This window comes from [Clostridium] scindens ATCC 35704, from assembly GCF_004295125.1.
GTDB lineage: Bacteria > Bacillota > Clostridia > Lachnospirales > Lachnospiraceae > Clostridium_AP > Clostridium_AP scindens.
The window spans coordinates 437,501-450,012 of the sequence record NZ_CP036170.1; the positions used below are offsets into that span (position 1 = coordinate 437,501).

Annotated in this window: 15 protein-coding genes and 1 riboswitch (1 of these 16 cut by a window edge); of the genes, 2 read left to right on the forward strand and 13 right to left on the reverse strand. The window is 49.8% G+C overall.

The window, feature by feature from the left end; all coding sequences use genetic code 11:
- From HDCHBGLK_RS02230 to HDCHBGLK_RS02260, 7 genes are all read right to left on the reverse strand, one after another.
- Positions 1 to 902, reverse strand: the 5' portion of a protein-coding gene (locus tag HDCHBGLK_RS02230; protein WP_004607212.1) for a ribonuclease Z. 7 nt of this gene lie to the left of the window's left edge; 902 of the gene's 909 nt are visible here — the first part of the coding sequence; its start codon is at positions 900 to 902; its stop codon lies off the left edge, out of view.
- An 8-nt stretch (positions 903 to 910) separates the two neighbouring features.
- Positions 911 to 1,144: a hypothetical protein gene (locus HDCHBGLK_RS02235; protein ID WP_004607213.1), complete on the reverse strand. Its 234-nt coding sequence runs from the start codon at positions 1,142 to 1,144 to the stop codon at positions 911 to 913.
- A gap of 106 nt (positions 1,145 to 1,250) precedes the next feature.
- Positions 1,251 to 1,694, reverse strand: a complete 444-nt coding sequence (rimI, locus tag HDCHBGLK_RS02240) for a ribosomal protein S18-alanine N-acetyltransferase (protein ID WP_004607214.1) — start codon at positions 1,692 to 1,694, stop codon at positions 1,251 to 1,253.
- A 1-nt stretch (position 1,695) separates the two neighbouring features.
- Positions 1,696 to 2,730 carry a threonine aldolase family protein gene (locus HDCHBGLK_RS02245; protein ID WP_004607215.1) on the reverse strand — a complete coding sequence of 345 codons (1,035 nt, stop codon included), beginning with the start codon at positions 2,728 to 2,730 and terminating at the stop codon, positions 1,696 to 1,698.
- Positions 2,723 to 3,448, reverse strand: a complete 726-nt coding sequence (gene tsaB / locus HDCHBGLK_RS02250; RefSeq protein ID WP_004607216.1) for a tRNA (adenosine(37)-N6)-threonylcarbamoyltransferase complex dimerization subunit type 1 TsaB — start codon at positions 3,446 to 3,448, stop codon at positions 2,723 to 2,725. The genes HDCHBGLK_RS02245 and tsaB overlap by 8 nt, the downstream gene beginning before the upstream one ends.
- Positions 3,436 to 3,861, reverse strand: coding sequence for a tRNA (adenosine(37)-N6)-threonylcarbamoyltransferase complex ATPase subunit type 1 TsaE (tsaE, locus tag HDCHBGLK_RS02255; protein WP_004607217.1), 426 nt, complete (start codon positions 3,859 to 3,861; stop codon positions 3,436 to 3,438). Before tsaE ends, tsaB begins: the two co-directional genes overlap by 13 nt.
- Before the next feature lie 15 nt (positions 3,862 to 3,876).
- Complete coding sequence (locus HDCHBGLK_RS02260; protein WP_004607218.1) at positions 3,877 to 4,392, reverse strand: YcxB family protein; 516 nt, start codon at positions 4,390 to 4,392, stop codon at positions 3,877 to 3,879.
- Positions 4,393 to 4,538: 146 nt separating this feature from the next.
- On the opposite strand from HDCHBGLK_RS02260, the gene HDCHBGLK_RS02265 reads away from it, so the two are divergent.
- The gene (locus HDCHBGLK_RS02265; RefSeq protein WP_039909740.1) at positions 4,539 to 4,907 is read left to right on the forward strand and encodes a VOC family protein; all 369 of its coding nucleotides are present in this window, start codon (positions 4,539 to 4,541) and stop codon (positions 4,905 to 4,907) included.
- 73 nt (positions 4,908 to 4,980) lie between these two features.
- Here the strand turns inward: HDCHBGLK_RS02265 and HDCHBGLK_RS02270 are convergent, their stop codons facing one another.
- The 6 genes from HDCHBGLK_RS02270 to HDCHBGLK_RS02290 form a co-directional block, all read right to left on the reverse strand.
- Positions 4,981 to 5,610: an ECF transporter S component gene (locus HDCHBGLK_RS02270; protein ID WP_009248153.1), complete on the reverse strand. Its 630-nt coding sequence runs from the start codon at positions 5,608 to 5,610 to the stop codon at positions 4,981 to 4,983.
- A 154-nt stretch (positions 5,611 to 5,764) separates the two neighbouring features.
- A riboswitch (FMN riboswitch) is annotated at positions 5,765 to 5,892 on the reverse strand.
- Between the two features lie 49 nt (positions 5,893 to 5,941).
- Positions 5,942 to 6,085, reverse strand: coding sequence for a hypothetical protein (locus tag HDCHBGLK_RS18875; RefSeq protein ID WP_004607221.1), 144 nt, complete (start codon positions 6,083 to 6,085; stop codon positions 5,942 to 5,944).
- A gap of 44 nt (positions 6,086 to 6,129) precedes the next feature.
- Positions 6,130 to 7,290 carry a dicarboxylate/amino acid:cation symporter gene (locus HDCHBGLK_RS02275; RefSeq protein WP_004607222.1) on the reverse strand — a complete coding sequence of 387 codons (1,161 nt, stop codon included), beginning with the start codon at positions 7,288 to 7,290 and terminating at the stop codon, positions 6,130 to 6,132.
- Between the two features lie 23 nt (positions 7,291 to 7,313).
- Complete coding sequence (locus HDCHBGLK_RS02280) at positions 7,314 to 8,591, reverse strand: L-cysteine desulfidase family protein (protein ID WP_009248155.1); 1,278 nt, start codon at positions 8,589 to 8,591, stop codon at positions 7,314 to 7,316.
- Between the two features lie 25 nt (positions 8,592 to 8,616).
- Entirely contained in the window at positions 8,617 to 9,474 is an 858-nt protein-coding gene (locus HDCHBGLK_RS02285) for a YitT family protein (RefSeq protein ID WP_004607224.1), read from the reverse strand.
- Positions 9,475 to 9,506: 32 nt separating this feature from the next.
- Complete coding sequence (locus tag HDCHBGLK_RS02290) at positions 9,507 to 11,660, reverse strand: Tex family protein (RefSeq protein WP_004607225.1); 2,154 nt, start codon at positions 11,658 to 11,660, stop codon at positions 9,507 to 9,509.
- A gap of 223 nt (positions 11,661 to 11,883) precedes the next feature.
- Here HDCHBGLK_RS02290 and HDCHBGLK_RS02295 point away from each other — a divergent pair, with 223 nt between their 5' ends.
- Positions 11,884 to 12,486: a TetR/AcrR family transcriptional regulator gene (locus tag HDCHBGLK_RS02295; protein WP_004607226.1), complete on the forward strand. Its 603-nt coding sequence runs from the start codon at positions 11,884 to 11,886 to the stop codon at positions 12,484 to 12,486.
- Positions 12,487 to 12,512: the final 26 nt, after the last annotated feature.

A 12,512-nucleotide genomic window follows, 5' to 3' on the forward strand; every position in this document is an offset into this window, starting at 1 on the left:
GAAAATACAAGTTCCGCGCTTCTGCGATCCTTTGCCGCAATCGCTTGGGGGAATATGGCCCTTACTTCGTCCATATATTCTTCCGGCCTGGTCAGGGAAGGACTATAATGGGTCAGCCACATCTCCTTAACGCCTGCCTCTTTCGCAACCTGGGCAGCTTCATAGAAGGTCATATGCTTGTATTCTTTTGCTTTTTTCAGTTTGTCTTTCTCGCCGTACATTCCCTCGCATATGAATAGATCCGATCCGGCCGCATTATTCTTCATGGATTCTGTGGGACGGGTATCCGTACAGTATGTCAGCTTGATGCCTTTGCGGGCAGGGCCCAGCACCATATCCGGCGTATAGACGCTGCCGCCTTCTTCCACCGTCTCTCCCTTTTGCAGTATTCCCCAGTATTTCTGAGGAATGCCTGCCGCATTTGCCCGCTCCACGTCAAACTTCCCGGCCCGGTCAATCTCCATGCTATAGCCGTAACAGGTCACATTGTGGTTCACACGAAATACTTTTAGCCGGTAGCCATTCATCTCGAATGTCTGCTCCGGCTCTGTAATCTCTATATATTTGATAGAAAACGGCAGTTCAGGCGCAATGACCCGTAATGAATTCACTACCCGCTCCAGGCCTTTCGGCCCCACTAAGGTCAACGGCTCTGTCCGGTCGGCATTCCCCATCGTAAGGAGAAGCCCCGGAAGCCCGCTGATATGATCCCCATGGTAATGGGTAAAACAGATGACATCGATCGGCTTGAAGCTCCATCCCTTTTCCTTAATCGCTATCTGCGTTCCTTCCCCGCAGTCAATCAGCACACTGCTGCCATTATACCGCACCATAAGCGCTGTAAGCCAGCGGTATGGAAGCGGCATCATGCCGCCCGTTCCTAACAAACATACATCTAACATATTTTACCTCAATTTCCTACTTTGATTTGAAAACTTTTTACCAATTCATCATAGCAGTCTTCGCAGAGGTCGAATTGATCTATCTGGTTATCTTTCCTTGAGAAATATCCCCAGCGCTTGTTTACTTCCAGCACATCCTCCTGGGGAACCCCTCCCTTGACTTCAATCTCCCTGCCGCATTTATTGCATATGATCTTCTCTATCTTCTTTGTCTCTTCTATCTCGTTTCTATACTGGCGCATACAATTCCTCCTGTGAGTATCCTATCACTTCTTCTTTCTTGCTACGCCTTCATTATATCTGAGCCCATCGGTTTTTCCTAGTGGGAACTGCTGTCAGTGCTGCCAGTTATCTTCCAAGTCTACGACTCATAAGTATAGCATCTTCTATAGGATTCGTATAGAAATTTTTGCGAACTCCATCTTCTTTAAAGCCACGGCTAAGATAGAATCTAAGTGCCGCCGCATTGCTTTTTCTTACATCCAGCATCAGTCTTGCAATGCCCTTGCCGGCTAAGACTCTTTCCATCTCATCAAGCAGAGCACCGGCAACCCCTTGCCTCCGGAACTTTTCATCCACGGCTATCCGGGCAATCTCGCTTTCATCTGCCGCAAAATAAACGATCACATATCCTGCCATCTGCCCGTCCAGCCACGCGCCTAATATCTGTGCCTGTTTCTGGTTCCAGGTATCCCTAAGAGCCGTCAGGCTCCAGGGGTCTGGAAATATCTCCTGTTCAAGCCTGGCAATCTCCTCGATCTCCTGTTCCTTCGCTATCCGAATCTCCAGCATCCTATAAAGCCTCGATATCCGCAATCAGCGCATCTACTGCTTCTTTCTTTGTCGCCCAGCTGGTACAGAAGCGAACCGCGCTGTGGGAATCATCCACAACCTCCCAGAATCCGTAAGAATATTTTTCCTTCAGTTTCCCAAGATGCTCATTCGGAAGGATCGGAAACTGCTGGTTGGTATAGGAATCATAGCGCAGGCCATACCCCTTCTCCAAAAATGCCGCCTTAAGTCGCATCGCCAATTCATCCGCGCCTTTTGCAATATCAAAATAAAGATTATCTGTGAACAGCACGTCGAACTGGATACCCAGAAGCCTGCCCTTGGCAAGCATCCCTCCATGCTGCTTGATCAGATAGCGGAAATCCTTCTTAAGCGCCGGATTCGTGATCACGACTGCCTCGCCGAACAGGGCGCCCACTTTCGTTCCTCCGATATAGAATACATCCGTAAGTTCCGCGATATCCGTAAGTCCCAGGGAACTCTTTTCTGCCATCAGCCCATAGCCCAGCCTGGCCCCATCCAGGAATAATGGAAGTCCTAATTCCCTACAGGTTCTTGACAGTGCCTGCAATTCTTCCTTCGCATACAGCGTTCCATTCTCCGTAGGATGGGATATGTACACCATTCCCGGCTGTACGATATGTTCATGGTCCGCATCATTCCAATGCGCCTCGTATGCTTCCCTGACCTGAGCCGCCGTAATCTTTCCATCCTCGCTTGGCAATGCAAGCACCTTGTGTCCCGTGGCCTCGATCGCCCCGGTCTCATGGACGTTGATATGGCCGGATACTGCCGCAAGCGCTCCCTGATATGGACGCAGGATTGCGCTGATCACGGTAAAGTTCGTCTGCGTTCCGCCTACCAGGAAGTGTACGTCAGCCTCCGGCGCATTGCACAGTCGCCGAATCTTCTTCCTGGCGCTCTCGCAGTATGGATCGTTGCCATACCCTGCCGTCTGTTCATAATTTGTCTCTTTCATCTTCTTTAATATAGAAGGATGTGCCCCTTCCTGATAATCACATTGAAATCTAAGCATGACATAACCTCTCTTTCCGCTCTCGTTCTGCCTGGGATACCCGCAGATAATCCGGCTGATGCTCTGCGGCTGTCTCCATCTTCCCTTCTCTATAATATCTTATGGCAAGCGCCCCTACCGCTGCTGCCCGCTGGCGGTTCAGATGGGCAGGCGCAAAAGCGATCTCCCGGCCTGCCATGATCCGCTCCATCAGCGCCTCCTTGAAGACCGGTACTCCGTCTCCCAGGAATACGACCTTCCTGTCATAGGAATGAAGCCGTTGCCCCAATTCCTCTATGCCAACTGCCATCTGATCCTCCAGCACGATCAGCCTGTCATTATCAAATTCGTAGATTCCCGTGTAGACTTGTCCTCGTCTGGCATCCATGATCGGGCAGACGATATGATCGGTGCCGCACAAATTATAAGCCAGCCCCTCCAGGGTAGGAATATGAATCAGCGGCTTATCAAGCGCAAGCCCAAGCCCTTTGGCAGTGGCCGAGCCTATTCGAAGCCCGGTAAAAGATCCGGGGCCTGCCGCCACGGCAATGGCATCTATGCTATCCAGATCCAGTTCCGTCATCCTTGCCACTTCATCCAGCATGGGAAGAAGCGTCTGCGAATGCGTCTTTTTATAATTTACCGTATATTCGGCGATCGTCTGTGCCTCCAGCCCACTGCCGTCTACCACTGCCACGCTTGCTACCAGGCCGGAACTGTCTAACGCTAATATTCGCATATGCTTATCCTCCGATAATCAAATCCTTTTTCCAAATCCTTCTCTATCTTTACCTCCGTATAATGCTGCGGAAGTATCTCTTCAATCAGGTTGGCCCATTCGATAAGGCTTACGCCCTCGCCATAGACATAGTCTTCGAAGCCAACTTCATCCATCTCTTCTACATCGCCGATCCGGTAGACATCAAAATGATAGAAGGGCAGACGCCCTTCCTCATATACCTGCACAATGGTAAATGTGGGGCTGCTTACCGGTTCCTCGATGCCAAGTCCCGCTGCCAGCCCTTTCGTAAATACGGTTTTGCCCACTCCCAGATCGCCCACCAGCGTGTAGACTTGGCCAGCCCGGGCCTCTTGCCCCAGCCGGCAGCCTAGTTCATACGTCTCTTTCTCGCAATTGGATTCTATCACCATTCTTTAAAACCCTTCCTATTTCTTTCCATCCAGCCGGCGGATTCTCACCGCAGGCGCTGGCATGTTTGCATAGATCAGATCCACCACTGCTGTGTACTGATCCCCCATCTGGTCAATGGGAAGCACAATGGCCTGCTTTTCCGCCGTATACAATATGATAATCCTTTTCCTGGCAACCGCCCTCTTGAACTTACTCCAGGAAGCCTTGCCACTGTCATCGGCAGTTGTTGTCGTAATGCCTCCGTCGTCAAATTCATAGGTCACAAGCGCACCCAGCTTCTTGGAATTCTGCATCTGCTTTGCCACTTTTCTTCTGATAAAATACGGGAAGATGCCCAGTATCAGGAATGCAAATGCAAGGAACATAAGCACTAGCAAAAAATCCCCTTTCATGATAAAACTTACCGCAAGCCCCATATTCAGGACTCCCAGTATCAGAGCTACCATTCCCGGCCCGCTTGTGTAAATATTATATACCATAAAATCCGCCATTGAATCTACGTCCAGCTTTACTTCTACTTTAACCGGCATATTCCTTCCTCCTGTCTCTTTTGCTCATTTACGCTCCCTCTTGATAGATAAACTATTTTTAATTATAGCATATCTTTTTTTCTTCTGCCACTGATGATATACTAATTTTGTATTCAATGACAACATCGTTTGAGGAGGACAGATTCATGAAATTCACATTTTACCACAACAATATTAACGTATTAGATTTGGAAAAGTCGGTAGCGTTTTACCAGAAGGCTCTTGGCCTTGCTATCACCAGAGAAAAGGAGGCCGACGACGAAAGTTTCAAGCTGGTATTCCTGGGGGATGAAGACACTCCCCATCTGCTGGAACTTACCTGGCTCAGAGATATGGACAGGCCTTATAACCTGGGCGACAACGAATTCCATCTTGCCATGCGGACAGATGACATGGAAGCGGCACATGCACTTCATGAAGAGATGGGCTGCATCTGCTTTGAGAATCCTGACATGGGAATCTATTTCATCAACGACCCGGACGGTTACTGGATCGAGATCTGCCCGGCCAGATAATGAAAGCCGCCCGGATCAGCAAAACGCTGTTCCGGGCGGCACTGTTTTTAAAGCTTGTATGATTCCAAGCGGATTAATGTCCCATCTTGAAGATCGGACTGATCTTCTTATAGATCAAAAATACGATCATGGATACCAGCACTCCTTTAAGCAGATTAAATGGCGCCACAGCAAACACCACGAAAGTGGACAGTCCCGTAATCTTGCCATTGATCGCGCTTCCCATTCCTACCAGCGCGTCAATGGGCATGCCAAACGCTTTTGCGTAGGTGGGCAGAAGGACGAACGCATTCAAGAAGCAGCCTACTACCGTCATAAATACGGTTCCTGCCGCCATACCGACAATCGCCCCATTCCTGGTCTTTTTCTTTTTATAGATAAGTCCGGCCGGAATGATAAATGCGCACCCAATCAGGAAGTTGGCCACATCCCCGACGCCTGCGGTTGTCGTTCCGCTGATCGCCACGTGCAGTATGATCTTGATCAATTCTATGACTGCGCCGGCGAATGGTCCCATTGCAAAGCATCCTACCAGAACCGGTACCTCGCTGAAGTCAATCTTGTAAAATGCCGGCGCGAAGGGAAGGGGCACCTCGAACTGCATCAGCACGACGGAAATCGCCGCCAGCATTCCAATCTGAACCATCATCCTGACCTTTGTTCTTGATTTTGCATTTGCGTTTGTAATTACATCTGTACTCATTTTCTTTCTCTCCTTTTTAATGAAAATTGAAACTGTCAAAGAAAGAATATCTTCTTGGAACCATGTAACTGCCGCCAGTCCATGATGCATCGTATTGCATAAAAACCCCGATGCCTTGGCATCGGGGTCTGATTGCACCATAACTTGTCATTACATAATTCTTCTCTCATCCAGACTTTACTGTCGGTTCCGGAATTGCACCAGATCAGCCAGCGCGGATAAACGCGCCGGGTCGCGGACTATACCGCCGGTTGGGATTTGCACCCGACCCCGAAGAATCTCTTTCAGTTCTCTCCTATTATAACTCCTTCGTCCGCAATATGCAATAACTTTATAGCGGCAGTATCCGTCCAGTTCCCTGTTCCAGCGCTCTCGCGATGACTTCTCCGGTCTCGCAGGTGTTTTTCAGATAATCGTAGTCCTTGCTTACGCCGGTAATACGGCTCACTTCTTCGACGGTATACTTTCGTTCCATATCCCTACCCTTTCCTGCTGAAAAAGGATTATCATTGTATCGCTCTAATGTTTTCTGGCGTAGCCTGTCAGTATCAAAGTAAGCGCTCCGTCTCCGGTAACATTGCATGCCGTTCCAAAACTATCCTGGAGCGCGAATACCGTCAGCATCAGGGCTGTGCCAGACTCATCAAATCCAAGGATGCCGATAATCAGGCCAAGGGATGCCATAACGGTTCCTCCCGGAACTCCCGGCGCGCCAATCGCGAATACTCCAAGCAGCAGGCAGAACAGCACCATAGTCCCCAAGGAAGGAATGGTTCCATACAGAACCTGCGATACCGTCATGACAAAAAATACTTCTGTCAGGACAGAGCCGCACAGGTGGATATTGGCAAACAGCGGAATCCCAAAGTCGACCATATCCTCTTTCAGCGGCGGCTGGGACTTCTTGGCGCATCTTAATGCCACAGCCAGGGTTGCCGCAGAAGACATGGTGCCTACCGCGGTAATATAGGCCGGTCCGTAATTCTTAAGAACTTTCCAGGGATTTTCTTTTGCATATAGGCCCGCTACCCCGTAGAGAATTGCAAGCCAGATATAATGGCCCGCCATCACGATCAGCACCACCTGGATAAAAACAGGAAGCTGCTTTGTTATCGTGCCTTCATAGGCAAGGCCGCAGAAAGTAAATCCGATAAACACTGGAAGAATCGGTATTACGATCTTCGTCACAATGTCCAGCACGATTTTCTGGAATTCATCCAGGACCAGGGTTATCGTCTCCGCCTTGGTCCACGCCGCGCCAAGTCCCAACATGACCGACAGGACCAGCGCGCTCATGACTGGCATGATCTGCGGAATATCCAGCTGGAATATTACCTCCGGAAGTTCCCTCAATCCATCTATTTCAGATACGATTGACAGATGGGGAATTATCCCGTATCCTGCCGCCATGGATCCCAGAGCCGCCAGGACCGAAGAAGCATATGCGATCACGATAGCCACGCCAAGCATGCGGGAAGCATTGTTCCCCAGCTTGGTAATGGACGGCGCGATGAAGCCGATAATAATCAGCGGTACGCAGAAGGTGATCAGTTCTCCAAGGATGTATTTAACAGTTACCACGACATTCATAAATGCTTCGTTCGCCGCAAGCCCTGCCGCGATGCCTATTATAACGCCCAGTATCAGCCTGGCCGGCAGGCTTTTCATGATTCTTTTCATTGATGTCTCTCCTATCAGTCTGTTTATTCTTCAATCATCATCTTAATGATCTCTTCATTCGTCTCTTTCATTCCTTCTTTCCCAAGACGGCCGATATTGTGTATGGTCGCCTCCACTCCCTTTGTCACGATTCCATCGCCTGCGTAGAACTGCTGTCCCCGCAGGTACATATTATAGCCCAGAATGCCTGCGTCAACAGATGCCGCTATCTTGGCCGCGCAGGAGGCTTTGGCTCCATCGCAGACCATGCCGGATACAATTGCCAGCGCATTGACCACCGTGTGGATGACTTCCTCATAGCCGCCACCGCACAAGTAAGCGATTCCCGCTCCTGCTGCCGCCCCGGCGCTGACCGCTCCGCAATAGGCCGACAGCCTGCCGATTCCTGTCTTCTGGTGGATGGCGATCAGGTTGGACAGCGCCAGTGCCCGGTACACCTTCTCCTCTCCCGAGTTCAGTTCTTTTCCGTATTCCAGCACAGGCAGGGAGCAGGTCATCCCCTGATTGCCGCTTCCCGCGTTGATGATGACCGGCAGCTCGCATCCGTTCATACGGGCATCAGAGCCTGCCGCTGCCATCGCCTTCGCCCTCGTGCGCACGTCATCACCATATGTATCCAGAAGAACGCTTCCGATGTTGGCTCCATAGTCGCCCCTGAGCCCCTCGTTTGCAATAGCGGTGTTGTAATTGATCTGTCTTGTGATGATTTCCCGGATGTCGTCCACGTCAACGATATTAATGAATTCCCAGATATCCTCTACATTTAGAATGCCTCTGTCCGTCAATCCTTCTTCCTTCTCGCCCTCCACCGGTACAAAGTAGCGCACTTCCCCGTCCTTTTCAATCAGCACGATATTGGTATGGTAGTTGGCGATCCGCACCTTCGCGTAGGAATCCCCTTTTCCTACGGTGACCTGGATATCAAAGGTAATCCCATTGTCCACATGCCGGACGCTGATGGATGCCGTATTTAGGAATTCCACCATCCGCTCCATCTGCTCCTTGCTAACTTGCGCGATCACCTCTAATTCCTTCTCGGCTCTGCCCGCTATAATCCCCGCTGTCGCTGCCGCCGGAATTCCTTTGAGGTGATTGGTATTGGGTACGATGACGCTCTTTACGTTCTTGATTATGCTGCCGCTGGCTTCGATCACTACCTTATCCGGCAGGCATCCCAGTACCTCCCTCGCTTTCGCCGCCGCATACGCAAGGGCGATGGGCTCCGTACATCCCATCGCAGGAACCAGCTCTTCTTTCAGTATCTGGACATATGCCTGATACTTTTCATCCGCTCTTTTCATACTAACCTCTCCTTTGCAAATGAATTTAATTCCTTTCCATTGTAAATCCCCGTCCGCGTACTTCATTGATCTGGGAAATCGTTATGAAGGCCTTGGGGTCTATATTTTGAATCATTTCATTTACTAAATACAGTTTTCGCCCGGGAATCACGCACAGCACGCCCTTCTGCTGACGGTGCCCATATCCCGTCTCGATGTGCACCATAGTGGCTCCTACGTCTACCTCCAAAAGCATCCGGCGTTTGACTTCTTCGTACTTATCCGATATGACAAACAGCTGGATCTGGGATTTTCCCATCAGCATGACACGGTTCAGGATCAGCGTATTGAGCACAAGCGCAAGTATGCCGTACAATATCTGTTCGGAGTCCGCGAAGAATGCCTGGAAACTAAGGACCAGGAAATCCACGATGTATAGCAGCACGGCCACGGATACATGAAGCCATCGGTTCAGCACCAGCGCCAGTATATCCGTTCCTCCTGTGGATGCCCCCACCCGCACGATCAGGCCCACGCCTATTCCCAGCAGGACTCCTCCATATATGGTAGCAAGCATGACATTGTCCGTCAATCTGGTGATTCCTGGAATTGCCTGCATTGCCGACAGAAGCGCAGGATAGACGAATGTGCTGATAATCGTGGTGACAATAAAGGTCTTCCCCAAAATCAAGGCTCCCAGGATAAAGAGGACTGCATTTACGCAGAAAATGATCAAAGACAGATCCACATGCAGATAATGGCTTATGGCAAGGCCGATGCCGGTAGCGCCTCCCATAATGATCCCGTTGGGCACTATGAAGGCGGCCACTGCTGCCGCCAGTATTGCGTTTCCTGCCAGTACGCCTGCCAATGTCTTCAGGCTCTTCTTCCACCTTTTCTTCATCTCTTACCAGTACCCCCTCTTCTATATTATTATTAGATGCCCTTCATCGTAAGCTGGATCCGCTTCTTCTTAAGATCGACGCTTAAGACTTTTACATCTACGATATCTCCTACGCTCACAACCTCCAGCGGATGCTTGATGAATTTCTTGTCCGTTATCTCGGAGATATGTACCAGGCCGTCCTGGTGGACGCCGATGTCTACGAATACGCCAAAGTCGATGACGTTTCTGACGGTTCCCTTTAATATCATTCCCTCCGTCAGATCCTTCATTTCCAGAACGTCCGTCCTTAGGATGGGCTTTGGCATCTCATCACGGGGATCCCGGGCCGGTTTCTCCAATTCCTTTACGATATCCATCAAGGTAATCTCGCCGATTTCCAGTTCTTCGGCAAGGGATTTGTAATTCTTGATGGTAAGAGATAAGCCTGTGAGTTTTCCCCCATCTATATCTTCCGGCTTATATCCCTGCTTCTTAAGCAGCCTTTCGGCTGCCTCATAGGACTCCGGATGCACGCTGGTTCCATCCAGAGGATTGTCCCCTCCCTGGATCCGCATGAATCCGGCACATTGCTCGTAGGCCTTGGGGCCTAATTTGGCCACTTTCAGGAGCTGCCTGCGGCTGGTGAACTTGCCGTTTTCCTCCCGGTACGCAACGATGTTCTTTGCGATCGCCGCGGATATGCCGGAGATGTAGGCCAAAAGAGGCGCGGATGCCGTATTCAGATCAACGCCCACCTTATTTACGCAGTCCTCCACAACGCCGGAGAGGGCCTCGCTCAATTTCTTCTGGTTCATATCATGCTGGTACTGTCCCACGCCTATGGACTTGGGATCAATCTTCACCAGTTCTGCCAGGGGATCCTGAAGGCGGCGGGCAATAGAGGTTGCGCTTCTTTGTCCCACGTCAAACTTGGGGAATTCCTCGGAGGCCAGCTTGCTTGCGGAATATACGGAGGCGCCCGCTTCATTTACGATAACGTACTGTACCTTCTGAGGAATCTCTTTGAGCAATTCCACGAGGAACATCTCTGATTCCCTGGACGCCGTTCCATTTCCTACGGATATCAGCGTAATGTTATACTTCTTTATAATCTTTTTCAACAGATCTTTGGATGCCTGAATCTTCTGCGGCGTGGTTGGCGCCGTAGGATAGATGACCGTCGTTCCGATGACCTTTCCGGTAGGATCCACCACTGCCAGCTTGCAGCCGGTCCGGAATGCCGGATCCCATCCGAGAACGGTCTGTCCTACGATCGGAGGCTGCATCAGAAGCTGTTCCAGATTCTTTTTGAATACTTCGATGGCCCCGTCTTCTGCCCTCTCGGTCAGCTCGCTTCGAATCTCCCGCTCAATGGCTGGCGCGATCAGGCGCTTGTAACTGTCCTCCGTCACATCTTTAAGGATAGGCGTTGTATATGGATTTTCTCCATGGATCGTCTTCTTCTGCAGATAGCGTATGATATCTTCTTCCGGCGCTTCAATCTTCACCGTAAGGAACTTTTCCTTCTCTCCCCGGTTCAGCGCCAGAATCCTGTGTCCTGCCAGTCTGCCTACCGGCTCTTCAAAGTCATAATACATCTCATAGACGGATTCCGCCTTCTCATTCTTCGCTGCAGAGATAACCCGTCCTTTCTGCATGGTGATCTTCCTGATCCAGATACGGTAATCTGCCTCATCCGATATGTTTTCGGCAATGATATCCTTTGCGCCTGCAATAACTTCTTCTACAGTATGCACTTCTTTTTCAGGATTTATGAACTCTTTTGCCAGATCTTCCACCGGCCTTTCGGTCTTTTGAAGGCTGATGACAGCGGCCAGAGGCTCCAGCCCCTTTTCTTTGGCAATCGTGGCCCTCGTCCGCCGCTTCGGCCGGTATGGGCGGTATAAATCTTCCACTACCACCAGGGTTTCTGCTGCCAGTATCTGCTGCCTTAACTCCTCCGTAAGCTTGCCTTGCTCTTCGATGCTGGAAAGTACTTGCTCCTTTTTCTCTTCCAGGTTTCGAAGATACGTCAGTCTCTCATGAAGCCTTCGTAACTGCTCGTCATCCAGGGTGCCTGTGGCTTCTTTTCTATATCGTGCAATAAATGGAATCGTGTTGCCTTCGTTAATCAATTTGACGGCGGCATCCACTTGCCATCTCTTTACTCCAAGTTCTTCTGTGATTTTCTGATTAATATCCATGTCATGTATCCTTTCCTGCTAATGATGTAATGCCTGTTGCTGATAATTATAACCGATCTTTCCCAAAACCGCAATGCATGCCTCTTTCAGGACAGTCATTTATGGCAGGCTATCTTATCTGATTCGGGGAATACCGAGTTCACTCTGTTTTGTTGAAATCCCCTCTCCACTATGATATACTTAAGACAAACTAACAGAGGTACTTCAAAGGGGAATATAAACTATGAATCAGATAACGCAAGAACTGTCAAAGCAGCAATTGAAGTCAAAAGAAACCAAGGCAAAAATCTTCCGCGCCGCCAAGCATATCCTCCAAAAGCAGGGATATGAGCAACTCTCCATCAAGAATATCTGCGAAGAGGCCGGCGTATCTAACGGAAGTTTCTATCACCATTTCAAGACTAAGGATGATCTTCTGTCCTACTATATCGAGGAACAGCCCAGCATCAATCCCGATCTTCTGGACATGCCCCGAAATGCCGCGGAGGCCAAGGCCGCGATCATCCAAGTGTACTTGAATTATGTGCATTACTGTCAGGACTTGGGCGTAGAATTCATGTCCAATTATTATACGCCTAAGAACCAATCCTTAAACCCATTGATCCGTACGGAAAGGCCCTATCCCATCGTCACGGTCCACAACTATCTAAAAAAGGCCATTGATGCGGACATCATAAAGCCTGATCTGGACCTGGAAGATATCACCACGGATATCCGTATGATCGTCATCGGCAACGTATTTGAATGGTGCTTAAAAAGCGGCGAGGCAGACTTTGAGGGAAACATGAGGCGCACGCTTAGAATCTACTTAGACGGCCTGTTCTAAGGGTTTCCATAACCATATGTCAGGAG